The following is a 15,304-nucleotide window of genomic DNA, read 5'->3' as shown; positions in this document are numbered from 1 at the left end:
CCATGACCATCCCTGCTACCGGCCCTGCAACCGAGGATCACCTCGACGTCGCCGTCGTACGCGACGTCGCGGTGCTCACGCTCGACCGCCCCGAGAAGCTCAATGCCCTCACCGTCGACATGCGGCGTCGCCTGGCGGCGCTGGTGCGTGAGCACGGAACCGGCGAGACCGTCCGCGGCATCGTCCTCACCGGCCGTGGCCGTGCCTTCTCCGCCGGTGAGGACCTGCAGCACGCGCCGACCACGGAGGCCGAGGTCCACGAGGCGTTCGAGAGCTTCCACGACGTCACCCGCGCGATCCTGCAGACCCGGGTCCCCGTGATCGCGGCGGTCAACGGCATCGCGGTCGGTGGAGCCTCCGAGATCACCCTGTGCTGCGACGCCAGGATCGGCACTCCGGTGACCGAGTACTTCCAGCCCGAGAACGCCCGCGGCCTCACCATCTCCAACGCGACCAGCCTGTTGCTCCGGCGCCTGGTCGGCAACCACGCGTTGCGCATGGTCCTCGGGTCCCCTCGGGTCCCGTCGGCGGAGGCGCTGCGGATCGGTCTGCTCGACGAGGTGGTCGAGCCCGACCAGCTCATCGAGCGCGCCGTCGACACCGTGCACGCCTGGACCCCCGAGGGGAACACCACCGCGCTCCACCTCGCGCTGCTGCGGCCCCTGCCCGCTGAGGTCGAGGCCGCCTTCGAGCGCGAGGACCACGCCGCCCACGAGGCCTGGGCGAGCGGACTGCTCACTGCCGGCGTCGCCGGCTTCTGGAACACGAGGGAGACCACCGAATGATCACCACCCGAGCTGCCGTGCTGAACGAGATCGGAGCACCGCTGGAGCTCACCGACATCCGCGTCGACGACCCCGAGCCGCACGAGGTCCTGGTCGCGGTCAGCCACGCCGGGCTGTGCCACAGCGATCTTCACTACATGACTGGGACCGTGCCGACGGACGTCCCGGTCGTCGTCGGACACGAGGTGGCCGGCGTGGTCGAGTCGGTCGGCTCGGCCGTGACCTCGCTGCGTCCCGGCGACCGGGTGACCGGCGCCCTGACCCCCTCCTGCGGCGGGTGCGTGAACTGCGACGCCGGACGTTCCACCCAGTGTCTGCGCCTGGACGACGTACGCCGTCGGCAACGCTCCGCGTTCGAGACGCTCGACGGGCGGCCGATCGAGCGGCTCGCCGCCATCGGAGCGTTCTCGCAGCACATCCTGCTGCGGGAGAGCGCGCTCGTACGACTGCCGGACGACGTCCCCCTGCACGTCGGGTGCCTGCTGTCCTGCTGCATCGTCACCGGCGTCGGCGCCGTCTTCCGTGGTGCTCAGGTGCGCCCTGGCAGCACCGTCGCCGTCGTCGGCTGCGGTGGCGTCGGGTCGGCGATCATCCAGGGCGCCCGCCTCGCCGGTGCGTCGGCGATCGTCGCCATCGACCTCGACGAGGACCGGCTCAAGGCTGCCCGGACGTACGGCGCCACCCACGTCATCAACGGCGGCGACGGCGACACGGTCGCGGAGCTCCGCCGGCAGCTCGGCGACGGTGTCGACTACTCGTTCGAGGCGGTCGGCTCCGCCCGGACCGCGGAGACCGCACTCGCCCTCCTGCGACCGACGGGCACCGCGTGTCTCGTCGGCATCGCGCCGGCCGGCACCGAGATCAGCGTGCCCGCGCTGTCGTTCTTCTTCGAGGAGAAGCGGCTCATCGGCTCCTACATGGGGTCGGGCCAGGCGCGCGAGGACATCGCCCAGTTCGCCCGGCTCTACCAGCAGGGACGCCTCCTTCTCGACGAGATGGTGACCCGGGTCGTCCCCTTCGCCGAGATCAACGAGGGCTTCGAGGCGATGAAGTCCGGTGACGTCACCCGCATCGTCGTCGACCTCCAGTCCTGACCCACGAATCCGCAGAGGAACCCTGATGTCCAGCAACGAGATCACGATCGCCCAGCCGGTCGACTACATCGCCGACGAGTGGAGCGAGTGCACCACGGTCGACGACGTGTGGAACCTCGACCCCAACACTCTCGAGCCCGTCCACCGGACCGTCACCACCCCGCTCGACGATGTCGAGCGCGCCCTGCGGCATGCCGAACGGACGTACGACGTCGGCCGCTGGGACGAGGAGGCCCGGGTCGAGCGGGCCGAGATGCTCGAGCGCGTCGCCGAGATCCTGGAGAGCAGGACCGAGGAGATCGCGCGCACGGATGCGATCACCAGCGGCACACCGATCAGCGCCACCCGCACGGTGGCGTCCTTCCTGCCCTACCGCATCCGGGCGACGGCCGCTGACCTGCGGGCGATCCCGCGGGTCACCGCCCTGGCGGCCGGGGGCCGCGACGTACGCCTCTACAAGGTGCCGTGGGGGCCGGCGGCGATCCTCACCCCGTGGAACGGGCCCAGCTTCATCCCTGCCGCCAAGGTCGTCAGCGCCGTCGCGGCGGGATGTCCGGTGATCCTCAAGCCCTCGGAGCATGCGCCGGGCAGCGCCCAGATCGTGGTCGAGTGCTTCGTGGAGGCCGGCCTCCCGTCGGGTGCGCTGCAGCTGGTCCACGGCACGGGCGAGGTCGGCGCGCTACTCACGGCCGACCCACGGATCAAGGTCGTCTCGTTCACCGGCGGACCCAGAGCGGGCCGCGCCATCGCCCGCGCGGGGGCGGAGGACTTCAAGGTGCTGCAGCTGGAGCTCGGCGGCAACAACCCGGTGCTGGTGCTCGACGACGCCGACCTCGACGTCACCGCCGACGGCATCCTCGACGGCATGACCAAGCTCAACGGTCAGTGGTGCGAGGGACCCGGCAAGGTCCTCGCCCACAGCAGCCTGGTCGACCCCCTGCTGGACGCGCTGACCGAGCGAATCTCCAAGCTCACCGTCGGCCACTCACTGGACGAGGACACCCAGGTCGGACCGATCTCCAACGGGCCGCACTTCCAGACCCTGCAGAGCCGCATCGAGGGGTTGCGTGAGCTCGGCGCGACGATCCGCCAGCCCGCAGGTCTCCCCGAGCTCGGCGGCTACTTCCTCTCGCCGACCGTCGCCTCCGGTGCCGATCCGCGCCGGGCGACGGCCGAGCTGTTCGGTCCGCTCGTCTCGCTGCACGCAGTGGACTCCGACGAGGAGGCGCTGCGGATCGCGAACGCCCACCCGTCCGGGCTCGACGCGTACGTGTTCGGCACCGACACCGACCGCGCGATCGAGGTCGGCTCGCGCATCGTGGCCGGTGAGGTGCGAGTCAACGGCGCCAAGATCGCTGACCTCGGCGACGACTCGGCCCAGAGCTTCTGGGGCCCGGCCGGCATCGGCGGCCACGGGCCGGCCGAGTCCGTACGCGTCTTCTGCGGCGACCGGGTCGTCGGTGTGGACTCCCCGGACCTGCCGTTGTGATCGCCGGCGCGGCGGCGCCCGATCAGGCCTTGGCCGGCGCCGCCGCGAGCCGGGTCGCGAGCCAGCTGTCGAGCACGGAGCAGTTGACCTCCATCTGTGCCTGGGCGACCGAGGCGTCACCGTAGGTCAACCAGTTGACGCCGAATCCGTCGGCGAGGGTGGCCAGGACGTAGGTGGCCTCGTCGATGACCTCCGGCGTGACCGGGTCACCGGCGGATGCCTCCTGCAGCGCCTTGCGCACCGTTTCGAAGGCCTGGTCGTAGACCGCGATGCCGCGGTCGCCGTGCTGGCGCCGGGCCCAGTTGACGAGCTCGAAGGTCGCGGCGGTGAAGCTGGGGGAGTCGAGGTAGCACTCCATCACGCCGCGCAGGATCTCCCGGGCCGCGTCGGGGAGCGTGGTGTGCGGGTCGCTGCCTTCGATGACCTCGCGGTACTTGCCGGCCACGAAGGTGTAGACGTCCGCGAAGAGGTCCTCCTTCGAGTCGTAGCAGTAGTGCAGCATCGCCACGTTGGCCTTGGCCTGCTCGGCGATCCGGCGCGTCGTCGCGCCGTCGATGCCGTGGGCGGCAATGACCTCGACGGCGGCCTCGATGAAGTCGCGACGTCGCTGGGCGACGGGGATGCGTGCCATCAGGTCCTCCGAAGGTGTTCGTGCGACCAAGTTGGGCGCTTGATTAAGTCAATCCGACTATAACAGCGCGGCCCGCGAATCCTTGCCATGGAAAACTTAGTCAAACATCTTAGTCATGGATCTTGATCATATGACTAACTAAGTCGTAGCGTATGAGCCGGATCACACCTCCCGGATCGGAGACAACCCATGGCGCAGATCAACGAAGAAGCGGCAGCACGCCGCCGGACGACGGCAGGGCATAGGCCCGACAAGGGTCGGCTCATCGGCATCGGCGCGCTGATGGTCGTGCTGACCAACGCCGTCATCTTCATCCTTCCGCCGCTGCTGCCGGTGATCCAGGCGCAGTACGGGCTCGCCACGGTCGCCGAGACGACCTGGCTCTACACCGCCCTGACGCTCGGCGGGGGAGCGGGATTCATCCTGCTGCCGCGCCTCGCCGACCTGTACGGAGACCGCAACGCCTCCGTCGCTGCGGCCGCCTTCCTCGCCGTCGGCGCGGCGGTCCCGGCGATCGGCGACTCCTATCCGACGCTCCTCGCCGGGTGCACGCTGATGGGCTTCGGGTGCGCGGCGCAGCTGCTGCCGCTGGGATTCCTGCGACGCAACCTCGGCGAGTCCGGCATCACCGTCGGCGTCGCCGTCCTGGTGATCGCCACGGGCGCCGGCATCGTCGCCGGCATGATCGGTGGCGGCCTGATCGTCGAGACCCTGTCCCTGCGCAGCTTCTTCGCCATCCTCACCGCCGCCTGCGCGGCGACCACCCTCGCGGCGTACCTCCTGGTCCCGCACGCCCCGCCGGCCGAGCGCGCCGGCCGGATCGGTGCGGTCGGCACGATCTGGATGATCGGCTGGGTCGCGGCGATCCTGCTGACCCTGACCCAAGGTCTCGTGTGGGGCAGTGCGGCCCTCATCCCGCTGGTCATCGGCATCGTCGGCGGCATCACGTGGGTGCGTGCCCAGCGGCGATCCTCGACTGCTGTCTTCGACGTGGCCCTGATGCGTGCCCCGCTGGTCACCGCCTCCTGCCTGTCGATCGCGTTGTTCGCAGCGGTGAACTCGGCCTTCCTGCTGCTGCTCAGCAGCTACGCGCAGGTGGTCCCGGAGGCGCTCCGTCCGGTCGACGCGTACGGCCTCGGGCTCTCGGCCCTCGAGACCGGCTGGCTGATGGTGCCCTTCGCGGTGACCTTCCTGGTCGGTGGTGCGGCGGTCGACCGTCCCGTCGCCAACGGGCGCGGAGTGCCGGTGTTCGTCGTGGGTGCCCTCATCAGCGCCGCGGGCCTCGCCTGGCTGGCGATGTTCCACGACCAGCAGTGGCACTACCTGGTCGGCGCGGCCGTCATGGGCCTGGGCTGCAGCATCGGGTACGCCGCCGGCTTCACTCTGGTGCAGGCGGCCGTGCCTGAGGAGAAGGCCGGGACGGCGGCCGGCGTCGCCGGCACCTTCATGGCCGTCGGGTTCGCGTTCGGCACGGCCCTGGTCAGCGCCGACCTCAGCGCAGCCCTGGTCCCGGTGTCCGGCACGACCCTCGAGGTGGCCGCCGAGGGTCTCTACGGCACCGGCTACTGGATCTCCGGAGTGCTTGCGCTGCTCGTCGTGCTGACCGTGCTGGTCTCGAGCGCCCGCTCGCGGCGGCGCGCCAGCCGCAGCACGGCCTGACCCGCATGTCCGGTCCCTTCAACTCACCATAAGGAAATGAAATGAAAGAAGACATCTACGCCCTGACCTTCCTGGTCGCCGACCTGGTCATGATCGTGTGCGGCTACTGGGCGGGGTGGCGCTTCATCAAGCGCTACCGCAACTACCTGCTCGGCATCGAGTGGTTCATCGTCGCGACATCAGGCGTGAACTTCCTGATCTGGGCCCTGCGCTTCGCGGACGATCCCGCCGGCGGCGAGACGAGCGGGCAGTACGCGTTCGCCTTCTTCCTCGACGCCTTCTCGCGCTCGATCGGCATCACGCTGCTGCTGGTGGTCGGCCTGATGGCCGTGACGCACCGATACAAGGCGCGCCTGGGGGTCGAGATCGGCATCTTCGCTCTGGGAATCGGCTGTGGGCTCTACCTGGCCCAGCCGAAGTTCCGCGACCACGTGGACGACAACGGTGAGTTCATCCTGCACCAGGGCCCGGCCACGTTCTACCTGGTGGTGAACCTGCTGACGCTCGTCTTCATCGTCTACTTCGTGAAGCGGCTGTGGGACATCGGGGCCACCCGGGTCGCCGTCGCAACCCTCGGTGTCAGCCTCGCGGCGACGGTCATCGCGCTGACCTACGACTTCTTCCCGCTGCCCGCCTCGGTCGACCCGCTCCAGGACCGCGCACTCTTCTACACGTTCGCGCTGGCCGTGTGGGGGCTGCAGATGCTCACGTACCTGTTTGCCTACCGCGCTCTCCACGAGCACAACGTGGCGACCGGCGTCGCGTCGGCCGACAAGCGCCGTAAGGCGGTCGGGGCATGAGGACCGACCACGTCACGTACGAATCCTTCACCGGGTGGATCGACCCGCCGGCCGACGTCCAGCCGGCCCTCGAGGGGGACCTCAGCTGCCGTGTCGCCGTGATCGGTGGCGGCATCAACGGGATGTCGACCGCCCTGCGGCTCGTCGAGCGGGGCCACGACGTGGTGCTGCTCGAGGCCGAGTTCTGCGGGCACGGGGCCAGCTCGCGCAACGCGGGCCAGCTGGCCGGTGCTCCTGGCGGCGACATCCAGCTGCTCGACCTGCTCTCGCGCAAGAAGATGCCGGGCATGATGCGGCTCGCCGAGCGTGCCGCACACCATGTCGAGGACTTCATCGCGAAGCACGACATCGACTGCGAGTACGAGGCGACCGGCAACGCGTTCGCCGCCGTCTCGCGCGGCCAGATGGGACGCGTTCGACGGGTCGCCAAGATCATCACCCGAGCCGGCGGCCACGTAGAGGTCGGCACGGCTGAGGAGCTGGGGATCCCCCGCGGGTTCGTCGGCGGCATGCGCGAGCTCGTCGGCGGCCGGATGAATCCGGGCGCGTTCAGCCTCGGCATGCGGCGGGTGCTCCTCGACTCGTCCGCACGCGTCTTCGAGCAGACGAAGGTCACCGACGTGACCCGCGAGAGCGGCCGGGTCGTGCTGACGACCTCGCAGGGCCGGGTCCGGGCGGACAGGGTGGTGCTGGCCACGAACGCCTTCGCGGGGGAGTGGGACATCACCCCGAAACACCTCTCCGTGCCCATCTACGTGATCGAGGTGGAGACCGAGCCGATCGACCCCGACCGGCTCGCCGCACTCGGCTGGACCAGCGGCATGGGCCTCGTCACCCAGCACGCGATCATGGAGAACTACCGTCTGACCCCGCGCAACACCATCGTGTTCGGCGTACGCCGTCTCGAGCGGGGCACGAGCTATCCGCTCCCGGAGAAGGTACCCGACCCCGGGCTCGTCGAGGAGCTGGCCAGCGCCTTCGCCACCCGCTTTCCGATGCTGGCCGATGTGGCGATCGACCGCGCCTGGGGTGGGTGGATCGCGATCACCTCGTCGTGGCTTCCTCGCGCCGGCCGGATGGGCGAGGACCTCTATTACTCGATCGCGTGCAACGGTCACGGCCTCGCCCAGGCGCCCTACGTCGGGACGCTCATCGCCGACGCGATCATCGACGGCGAGCTGCACGAGGACCTGCAGACCCTGTGGCAGGCCAGGCCGAGGTTCCCGCGGCCGATGATGATGAGCCGCGCCGGGCTCCGGACGATCTGGGCCGTGGACCGCTTCAACGACCTGGTCAACGGCAGCAGGCGGAACGCCCGGATGAACGGCTGACTCAGGGCTTGAAGACGACCTTCACCATCCCGTCGGCCTTCTCCTGGAAGGACTTGTAGGCCTCCGGCGCCTCACTGAGGGGGAGGTGGTGGGTGGCGAAGGAGCCCACGCCCAGCGGGTCCTCGTCGCTCTGGAGGAACTGCATCAGGTCATCGGTCCAGGCGCGTACGTTGGCCTGGCCCATGCGGATGCCGACCTGCTTGTCGAACAGCTGCATCATCGGGAACGGGTCCATCGCGCCGCCGTAGACGCCGGCGATGGAGATGGTGCCGCCGCGGCGTACGGCGTCGAAGGCGGTGTGCAGGGCGGCCATCCGGTCGACGCCGGCCGTCTGCATCACCGCTCGGCCGGCGGCTCCGGGCATCATGGACACCACCTTGGTCATCCCCTCCACGATCGGGGAGCCGTGAGCCTCCATGCCCACCGCGTCGATCACGGCGTCGGCCCCGCGTCCGTCGGTCAGGTCGCGCACCCGCTCGGCGACGTCGCCGGACTCGAGATCGATCGTCTCGGCCCCACGCTGCCGCACCCGGGCGAGACGCTCGGGCTCGCGGTCCACGCTGATGACCCGGTGGCCGGCGTCGAGCGCGATGCGGCTCACCATGTCGCCGATGGGACCGGCGCCGAGCACCAGCACGGTGCTCTCCGGGTCGGGATCGGCGTACTGCAGCGCCTGCCAGGCGGTCGGCAGGACGTCGGAGAGGAACAGGAATCGGTCGTCGGGCGGGCCGTGCGGGACCTTGATCGGCAGCTCGTTCCCGAAGGGGACGCGCAGGTACTCCGCCTGGCCGCCCGGGACCTGGCCGTAGAGCGAGCTGTAGCCGAAGAGGCTCGCCCCGGTGCCTTGGTCGCGGTTCTGGGTCGTCTCGCACTGCGAGTGCAGGTCGCGCCGACACATCCAGCAGGTGCCGCAGCTGATGTTGAACGGCACCACCGCTCGATCGCCGACGCTCACCTGGTGGACCCCGGGCCCGGTCTCGGTCACGATCCCCATCGGTTCGTGCCCGACCACGTCGCCCGGCGTCATGAATCCGGTGAGCACTTCGTAGAGGTGCAGGTCGGAACCACACAACCCAGTCGAGGTGATCTCAACGATGATGTCGTCGTCCTCGACGATCTGGGGATCCGGGACCTCCTCCACGCGGATGTCGCGCCATCCCTGCCAAGTGACCGCCTTCATGGATCTGCCTCCTTCGGATCGGGTCACGTCTGCGGTACCCGGATCCGGCGATTCAAGCCCGGCGATCACTGTGCTCAACCGAGGCGCGGTGGGTACCGGTGGGGCACAGATGACGGATCGGCCGGTTGCAGGAAGGGCGTGGACACACATGAAGGTCCCGGGCAGCCTGCTGGCGGTGGTCATGCAGCTGGCGCTGATGTCGACCGTCCGCGCCGAGCGAGAGCTCGACTGGCGACCGCACCACTCCGCCATGGACGCCCTCGAGGCGGTCCTCTCCGGCATCCCGGCGAAGGCCGGCAGCGAGCTTCCGCCGCTACATCCCTGACGTCCAGAAGAAGGAGCAACCGGTGAACGACGACATGTTGCACGCCTACCTGCAGCATCACTGGGCAGGTTCCAGCGCCGGAGTGGCCATGTTCGAGAGGGTCGGCCGCTCCCACTCCGACCCCGAGGTGGCCGCCGAGGTACGACAGCTGGCGGCCGAGATGAACGAGGACCGCGAGGCCCAGCGACAGATGATCATCGCGACCGGCGCCACCCCTTCGCGGATCGCCGCCGCCACGGGACGGGCGGTGGAGCTCGCCGGCCGGTTCAAGCCGAACGGGCGGTTGGTCCGGCGTTCACCGCTGTCTGACCTGTTCGAGCTCGAGGCACTGCGGGACGCGGTGGCTGGTAAACGCGCGGGGTGGCAGCTGCTTCGCGCCGCCACCGAGGGCGACGTACGTGTGGACCCACTGCAGCTCGACGACCTCATCCGACGCGCTGATGTCCAGCTCGCCCGGCTCGAGGACCTGCACCTGCGGGTCGGGCGCGCCGTGATCAGGGCATGACGGCGATGCTCTCGGGTTACCGGTCGGCATGACGTCACTGAGCTGCCTTGTCCTGAACTGCACCCTCAAGCGTTCGCCTGCGGAGTCCAGCTCCGAGCTGCTGGGATCCCAGGTGCTCTCGGCGCTCCGGGACCAGGGGGTGAGCGGCGAGATGGTCCGGGTCGTCGATCACGACGTGCGCTTCGGGGTGACGACCGACGAGGGTGACGGCGACCAGTGGCCGCAGCTGCGGGAGCGGATGCTGGCTGCGGACGTCCTGGTGCTGGTCACCCCGATCTGGCTCGGCCAGCCGTCCGCGGTGTGCAAGATGGTGCTCGAGCGGCTCGACGCCGAGCTCGGCGAGACCGACGACAAGGGTCGGATGCTGACCTACGACAAGGTCGCCGGGATCGGCGTCGTCGGCAACGAGGACGGCGCCCACCACGTCACCGCCGAGCTGTGCCAGGCACTGAACGACGTCGGCTTCACCATCCCCGCGAGCGCGGCGACCTACTGGGTCGGCGAGGCGATGCAGGGCGTGGACTACAAGGACAAGGAGCCGACGCCCGAGACGACCGCCGGGACCACCAGGACCCTGGCCCGCCATCTCGCCCACCTCGCGGGGCTGCTGGCCGCAGCGCCCTATCCGGCCGAGTGAGACGCGTACGTCAGCTCGCTCCGTCAGCGGGCGGACCGAACAGCGCGATGTGGCGCAGGGCGAGCTCGACATACGCCGCCCGCTCGCTCAGCGGGTGGCCGAGGAGCTCCTCGGCCTTGGCGAGGCGGTAGCGGACGGTGTTCTTGTGCACGAAGAGGGCGTCGGCCACCGCGTCCAGGTTGCGCTGGGTGAGGAAGGCGAGGGTGGTCTGCCGGACCTGGGCGAGGTTCTTGTCAGCGCCGCAGAGCGGGCCCACCTCGCGGAGCACCATCCGTTCCACCAGGGCACGGTTGCCGTCGACCAGGCACAGCAGCTCGACCTCCTGGTAGTCGACCACGGGGGGAGCGAGCACCGCGGCGGTGGCCACCTTGTGGGCGGCGCGGGCCTCCTGATGCGACTGTCGGAAGCCTTCCGGGCCGCGTTGGGGCGTACCCAGACTGATGCGTACGCCGCTCCCGGACAACCGCTCGGACAGCTTGTGGACGCCGGCGAGGTCCGGTGGCGTCGAGGTGGCCAGCCAGCCCCAGCGGTCACGGTGCCCGGCGACGTGCAACAGCGGTGACGGCGCACCGGCCACGCGCGCGAGGTCGCCGGCGAACGTCTCCAGATCGCGATCGTGGACCACGCTGCTGGCCTGCCAGATCACGAACCCGGTCTGCCAGTGGTCGAGCTGGTGCCCCAGATCGGCAGAGACCCGTTCGGTGGGTTCGACGGTCTCCTGGAGGAGGCCGTCGATCAATGAGGCCCGCCGGGCGAGCGCACCTTCCACCAGAAGCTGACGCTCCGCGTAGAAGGTCTCGATGAGCTTCTCGATGGTGTCGTCGATCCACTGTCCGGCCCGGCTCCAGACGAAGACCAGCGCCTCGTCGCGGCCGGGCCGCGGCAGCGGCTCCTCCTGGGTGACCTCGGAGAGGTAGGCGAAGACCAGCTGGTGGGCGGCCCGGTAGACCTTGAGCAGCACCCCGAGATCCATGCCGCGCCGGGCGAGCGAGCGGGCGAGGTTGCCGGCTTGGGAGGGAAGGTGGTGGTGGTAGTCGTCGGCCACCACCATCTCCAGGAAGGCGCGCCACTGCGAGTCGGTGCTCTGGTCGAGGTCCTGGGCCAGCAGCGGGTCCGCGGCGATCTGCGGCAGCTGGGCGAGGATGCCCGCGTCTACATAGCGGACGAACCGTTCGACCGCGTCTCCGCGGAGAGCCTCGCGCGCGAACTCCTCGAGCCAGGCTTCGAGCTCGGGATTGTCCTGAGGCATATGTCTCCGCGGGTGGAGTAGGGATCGTGGGCGAGCTCCGTGTGAGCCCCGCCACTCGCGATTGTTCCCTCGTACAACGCTCTGGTCCAACTCTGGCGGCGTACGCCAAGAGCCGGCGGTGTGATCCCTGGCACAGTCGGCCCGAACACGACCACTCCTTCGGAAGGGACGAGGCACGCTGATGGCGAGCAAGAAGGCCGGGCGGGGCGCCCATGCAGCCCAGAAGACGTACGACTACATCGTGGTGGGGGCGGGGTCGGCCGGTGCGGTCGTGGCCGCGCGTCTCTCCGAGGACCCCAGGACGTCGGTGCTGCTCGTGGAGGCCGGCGGTTCGCACAAGCACATGAGCGTGCAGGTGCCGGCGGCCTTCTCGAAGCAGTTCAAGACCGAACGGGACTGGAACGTGCTCACCGAGCCCGAACCGCACCTGGACGGTCGCCGGATCTACCACCCCCGGGCCAAGATGCTCGGCGGGTGCAGCGGCATGAACGCGATGATCTACATCCGCGGCAACCGGGCCGACTACGACGGCTGGGCCAAGGCCGGTGCGACCGGCTGGTCCTACGACGAGGTGCTCCCGTACTTCAAGCGGGCCGAGACCAACTCCCGCGGTGCCGACGAGTTCCACGGCGACCAGGGTCCGCAGCACATCCAGGACCTGCGGTCGCCGAGTCTGGCAGTGAAGCGCCTCATCGAGGCCGCTGCCGCCACCGGTCTGGCGCGCAACGACGACTTCAACGGCGCCGAGCAGGAGGGCACCGGCTTCTACCAGGTGACCCACAAGCGGGGCTCCCGGTGGACCACGGCCGACGGCTACGTGGCCCCGGCGGCCAAGCGCTCCAACGTGACCGTGCTGACCGACACCCACGTGCGGAAGGTGGTCATCGCCGATGGCCGGGCGATCGGGATCGAGGCCGAGGTGGACGGTGCCACCGTCCTGCTGAGCTGCAACCGCGAGGTGGTGCTCTCCGCTGGTGCGCTGAACACGCCCCAGCTGCTGATGCTCTCCGGCATCGGCCCCGCCGAGCACCTCGCCGAGCACGGCATCGAGACGATCGTGGACAACCCCAACGTGGGTGCCCACCTGATGGACCACCCGATGTACCTCGTCAACGTGGAGACGACCGCGAAGGGCAACCTGGCCGAGGCCGAGACGCCGAAGCAGCTGCTGTCCTATCTCGCCCTGCGCCGCGGCATCCTCACCTCCAACGTGGGGGAGGGCGGCGCGTTCTTCCGGACCCGCGAGGGCCTGGACGCGCCCGACATGCAGCTGATCTTCGCCCCGGGCTACTTCTGGGACCACGGCTTCGGCACCCACGACAAGCCCGCCGTCGGCGTCGGCTGCTCGCTGGTCGGGTCGAAGAGCCGCGGTCAGGTACGTCTGCGCAGCGCGGACCCCAAGGACCAGGTCGCGGTCACCTTCAACTACTTCGCCGAGCAGGACGACATGGACGCCATGGTCGCCGCGGTGCAGAAGGTCCGGGAGATCCTGGCCGCCTCCCCGGTTCGTGACCTGGTCGGCACCGAGATCCACCCCGGCGCCCAGGCGCAGACGCGCGAGGAGCTCGAAGCCGAGATCCGCCGCGGCGTCGAGCACACCTACCACCCCTCGTGCACCGCCAGGATGGGCACGCCCGAAGAGGGCGTGGTCGACGCCGAGCTGCGGGTCCACGGTGTCACCGGGCTCCGCGTCGCCGACGCCTCGGTCTTCCCGACCATCACGCACGGCAACACCCACGCACCGACCGTCCTGGTCGGCGAGAAGGCCGCGGATCTGATCCGCGGGACGGAGTGATCGCGATGAGCGACCAGACACCCCTCGCCCCGGAGGAGCCGAACGCCCAGGCGGAGGCCATCACCGCTCGCCTGGCGACGGCCGAGAAGACCTGGGCCGGCCTGACCCTCGGCGACCGGGTCGCCCTCCTCGAGCGGTTCGGTCGGCTCGTCGACGAGCACGCCGAGCAGTGGGTCGAGACCGCCTGCCGGATCAAGCAGCTCCCGGCGGGGTCCACCCTCGCCGGCGAGGAGTGGACCAGCGGGCCGTGGGCGGTGCTCTCCTACGTCCCCGCGCTGGCGGAGACCCTGCGCCGACTCCAGCACGGCAAGGACGTCTTGGACGGCTTCACCACCCGCACCGTGGGGGAGGGCCAGGTGGCCATCGACGTCCTCCCGCACTCGATCTACGACCGGCTGCTGCTCAACGGCTACTCCGCCTCGGTCTGGCTGCAGCCCGGCGTGACCGAGCAGGACGTACGCCGCGAGGCCGGCCTCACCCAGCGCGACCCCGCCGCCACCCGTGGCAGCGCGCTCGTCCTCGGTGCCGGCAACATCTTCTCCATCGCGCCGCTGGACGTGCTCTACCAGCTGTACGCCGAGAACCGGGTCGCGGTGCTCAAGCTCAACCCGATCGCCGAGGCGCTGGAGCCGGTGCTGCGAGCCGTCTTCGCGCCCTACCTCGAGCTCGGTGTCGTCGAGATCATCACCGGTGGCGCCGAGATCGGCTCTGCGCTGGCGCACCACCCCGGGATCGCCGCGGTGCACATGACCGGCAGCGAGCGCACCCACGACGCGATCGTGTGGGGTCTGGGCGACGAGGCTGCCGACCGGAAGGCGGCCGGCACACCGCTCCTGGACAAGCCGATCACCAGCGAGCTCGGCGGCGTCGCGCCGGTCATCATCGTTCCCGGCGACTGGACCGCTGCCGACATCGAGCACCAGGCCCAGCACGTCGCCACCATGCGGCTGCACAACTCCGGGTTCAACTGCATCGCCGGCCAGCTGGTGATCCTCAGCTCGGACTGGGACCAGAAGGAGGAGTTCCTGGCCGCTCTGCGCCGTGCGCTCTCCGCGGCGCCGCACCGTCCTGCCTGGTATCCGGGCTGCGAGACCCGGGTGGAGGGGGCACGGCGCCTCCACCTCGACGCCGAGGCCGTCGGCGGCACCCCGGAGCGTACGCTGCTCCCCGGGCTCGACCTGGCCGACGCCGAGGAGACCGCTTTCACCGAGGAGTACTTCGGCCCGGTGCTCGGCGTCGCCGAGCTCCCCGGACACGGCGAGGGCTTCCTGCGGGCAGCCGTGGACGCCGCCAACGAGCGGCTGCACGGCACGCTGGGCGCCAACCTGATCGTCGACCCGGCGACCAAGAAGCAGCTCGGCGACGCCCTCGAGAAGCAGATCGCCCGGATGCGCTACGGCACCATCGGCGTCAACGTGTGGACCGGGCTGGGCTACCTGACCGCCCACGCGACCTGGGGCGCGTTCCCCGGGCATCCGCTGGACGACGTACAGAGCGGGCAGGGTGTGGTGCACAACGCGCTGCTCTTGGACCGCACCGAGCGTACGGTCGTACGGGGTCCGTTCCGCACCTCCCCGCGCAGCCTGTTCCACGGCGAGATGACCATCTCGCCGAAGCCGCCCTGGTTCGTCGACAACCGCACCGCCGACCGCACCGGCCGTCTCCTCACCAGGTTCGCCGCCTCGCCGTCGGTCACCGCCCTTCCTGGCATCTTCGCCTCCGCCCTGCGCGGGTGAGGCGAGGCGACACCCGCCTCACCTGGCCCTGACCGGCCCAGATCGCGCACGTGCCGAGCCGACGGCCGGCACGTGCGCGCTTCCCAAC

The 15,304-nt window shown here is 70.0% G+C and carries 14 protein-coding genes; 11 read left to right on the top strand and 3 right to left on the bottom strand.

Features of this window, described 5'->3' with window-relative positions; translation table 11 throughout:
* The first annotated feature begins 2 nt into the window (after positions 1–2).
* From IEY84_RS18890 to IEY84_RS18880, 3 genes are read left to right on the top strand one after another with little or no spacing between them, the layout of a single operon-like run.
* The gene (locus IEY84_RS18890) at positions 3–785 is read left to right on the top strand and encodes an enoyl-CoA hydratase/isomerase family protein (RefSeq protein WP_183545804.1); all 783 of its coding nucleotides are present in this window, start codon (positions 3–5) and stop codon (positions 783–785) included.
* A complete protein-coding gene (locus IEY84_RS18885; protein WP_183545802.1) occupies positions 782–1,879 on the top strand; it encodes a zinc-binding dehydrogenase in 1,098 nt (365 codons plus the stop codon). Before IEY84_RS18890 ends, IEY84_RS18885 begins: the two co-directional genes overlap by 4 nt.
* A 25-nt stretch (positions 1,880–1,904) precedes the next feature.
* Complete coding sequence (locus IEY84_RS18880) at positions 1,905–3,368, top strand: aldehyde dehydrogenase family protein (protein ID WP_183545800.1); 1,464 nt, start codon at positions 1,905–1,907, stop codon at positions 3,366–3,368.
* Positions 3,369–3,390: 22 nt separating this feature from the next.
* On the opposite strand, the gene IEY84_RS18875 is transcribed toward IEY84_RS18880, so the two are convergent.
* Positions 3,391–3,999 (bottom strand): TetR/AcrR family transcriptional regulator, encoded by a 609-nt coding sequence (locus IEY84_RS18875; protein ID WP_183545798.1) that lies wholly within the window; start codon positions 3,997–3,999, stop codon positions 3,391–3,393.
* 189 nt (positions 4,000–4,188) lie between these two features.
* On the opposite strand from IEY84_RS18875, the gene IEY84_RS18870 reads away from it, so the two are divergent.
* From IEY84_RS18870 to IEY84_RS18860, 3 genes are read left to right on the top strand one after another with little or no spacing between them, the layout of a single operon-like run.
* A complete protein-coding gene (locus IEY84_RS18870; protein ID WP_183545796.1) occupies positions 4,189–5,658 on the top strand; it encodes an MFS transporter in 1,470 nt (489 codons plus the stop codon).
* Between the two features lie 41 nt (positions 5,659–5,699).
* On the top strand, positions 5,700–6,458 hold the full coding sequence (locus IEY84_RS18865) for a transporter (RefSeq protein ID WP_183545795.1): 759 nt from the start codon (positions 5,700–5,702) through the stop codon (positions 6,456–6,458).
* Positions 6,455–7,789 carry an NAD(P)/FAD-dependent oxidoreductase gene (locus IEY84_RS18860; protein WP_183545793.1) on the top strand — a complete coding sequence of 445 codons (1,335 nt, stop codon included), beginning with the start codon at positions 6,455–6,457 and terminating at the stop codon, positions 7,787–7,789. The genes IEY84_RS18865 and IEY84_RS18860 overlap by 4 nt, the downstream gene beginning before the upstream one ends.
* 1 nt (position 7,790) lies before the next feature.
* On the opposite strand, the gene IEY84_RS18855 is transcribed toward IEY84_RS18860, so the two are convergent.
* Positions 7,791–8,969 carry an alcohol dehydrogenase catalytic domain-containing protein gene (locus IEY84_RS18855; RefSeq protein ID WP_183545792.1) on the bottom strand — a complete coding sequence of 393 codons (1,179 nt, stop codon included), beginning with the start codon at positions 8,967–8,969 and terminating at the stop codon, positions 7,791–7,793.
* Between the two features lie 148 nt (positions 8,970–9,117).
* Between IEY84_RS18855 and IEY84_RS18850 the strand changes: the two genes are divergently transcribed.
* Genes IEY84_RS18850 through IEY84_RS18840 form a run of 3 tightly spaced genes read left to right on the top strand, consistent with a single transcriptional unit; the run spans position 9,118 to position 10,436 of the window.
* Complete coding sequence (locus tag IEY84_RS18850) at positions 9,118–9,294, top strand: hypothetical protein (protein WP_183545790.1); 177 nt, start codon at positions 9,118–9,120, stop codon at positions 9,292–9,294.
* A 22-nt stretch (positions 9,295–9,316) separates the two neighbouring features.
* Positions 9,317–9,799, top strand: coding sequence for a hypothetical protein (locus IEY84_RS18845; protein WP_183545788.1), 483 nt, complete (start codon positions 9,317–9,319; stop codon positions 9,797–9,799).
* A gap of 28 nt (positions 9,800–9,827) precedes the next feature.
* Positions 9,828–10,436: a flavodoxin family protein gene (locus IEY84_RS18840; protein WP_183545787.1), complete on the top strand. Its 609-nt coding sequence runs from the start codon at positions 9,828–9,830 to the stop codon at positions 10,434–10,436.
* Between the two features lie 10 nt (positions 10,437–10,446).
* Here the strand turns inward: IEY84_RS18840 and IEY84_RS18835 are convergent, their stop codons facing one another.
* Positions 10,447–11,685, bottom strand: a complete 1,239-nt coding sequence (locus IEY84_RS18835) for a PucR family transcriptional regulator (RefSeq protein WP_183545786.1) — start codon at positions 11,683–11,685, stop codon at positions 10,447–10,449.
* Between the two features lie 181 nt (positions 11,686–11,866).
* On the opposite strand from IEY84_RS18835, the gene IEY84_RS18830 reads away from it, so the two are divergent.
* Together IEY84_RS18830 and IEY84_RS18825 are read left to right on the top strand one after the other, a co-directional pair.
* On the top strand, positions 11,867–13,480 hold the full coding sequence (locus IEY84_RS18830; protein WP_183545784.1) for a GMC family oxidoreductase: 1,614 nt from the start codon (positions 11,867–11,869) through the stop codon (positions 13,478–13,480).
* A 5-nt stretch (positions 13,481–13,485) separates the two neighbouring features.
* Positions 13,486–15,216, top strand: a complete 1,731-nt coding sequence (locus tag IEY84_RS18825) for an aldehyde dehydrogenase family protein (protein ID WP_183545783.1) — start codon at positions 13,486–13,488, stop codon at positions 15,214–15,216.
* The last annotated feature ends 88 nt before the right edge of the window (positions 15,217–15,304 follow it).

The organism is Nocardioides albus (assembly GCF_014648255.1).
Classification (GTDB): Bacteria; Actinomycetota; Actinomycetes; order Propionibacteriales; family Nocardioidaceae; genus Nocardioides; species Nocardioides albus.
This window is presented reverse-complemented; position numbering and strand designations above follow the sequence as displayed.

Excerpts from the sequence above, each read along its gene's own strand:
- IEY84_RS18865 (WP_183545795.1), top strand. The coding sequence starts at position 5,700 with ATGAAAGAAGACATCTACGCCCTGACCTTCCTGGTCGCCGACCTGGTC.
- IEY84_RS18835 (WP_183545786.1), bottom strand. The coding sequence starts at position 11,685 with ATGCCTCAGGACAATCCCGAGCTCGAAGCCTGGCTCGAGGAGTTCGCG.
- IEY84_RS18885 (WP_183545802.1), top strand. The coding sequence starts at position 782 with ATGATCACCACCCGAGCTGCCGTGCTGAACGAGATCGGAGCACCGCTG.
- IEY84_RS18860 (WP_183545793.1), top strand. The coding sequence starts at position 6,455 with ATGAGGACCGACCACGTCACGTACGAATCCTTCACCGGGTGGATCGAC.
- IEY84_RS18830 (WP_183545784.1), top strand. The coding sequence starts at position 11,867 with ATGGCGAGCAAGAAGGCCGGGCGGGGCGCCCATGCAGCCCAGAAGACG.
- IEY84_RS18850 (WP_183545790.1), top strand. The coding sequence starts at position 9,118 with ATGAAGGTCCCGGGCAGCCTGCTGGCGGTGGTCATGCAGCTGGCGCTG.
- IEY84_RS18855 (WP_183545792.1), bottom strand. The coding sequence starts at position 8,969 with ATGAAGGCGGTCACTTGGCAGGGATGGCGCGACATCCGCGTGGAGGAG.
- IEY84_RS18880 (WP_183545800.1), top strand. The coding sequence starts at position 1,905 with ATGTCCAGCAACGAGATCACGATCGCCCAGCCGGTCGACTACATCGCC.
- IEY84_RS18825 (WP_183545783.1), top strand. The coding sequence starts at position 13,486 with ATGAGCGACCAGACACCCCTCGCCCCGGAGGAGCCGAACGCCCAGGCG.
- IEY84_RS18890 (WP_183545804.1), top strand. The coding sequence starts at position 3 with ATGACCATCCCTGCTACCGGCCCTGCAACCGAGGATCACCTCGACGTC.
- IEY84_RS18840 (WP_183545787.1), top strand. The coding sequence starts at position 9,828 with ATGACGTCACTGAGCTGCCTTGTCCTGAACTGCACCCTCAAGCGTTCG.
- IEY84_RS18875 (WP_183545798.1), bottom strand. The coding sequence starts at position 3,999 with ATGGCACGCATCCCCGTCGCCCAGCGACGTCGCGACTTCATCGAGGCC.
- IEY84_RS18870 (WP_183545796.1), top strand. The coding sequence starts at position 4,189 with ATGGCGCAGATCAACGAAGAAGCGGCAGCACGCCGCCGGACGACGGCA.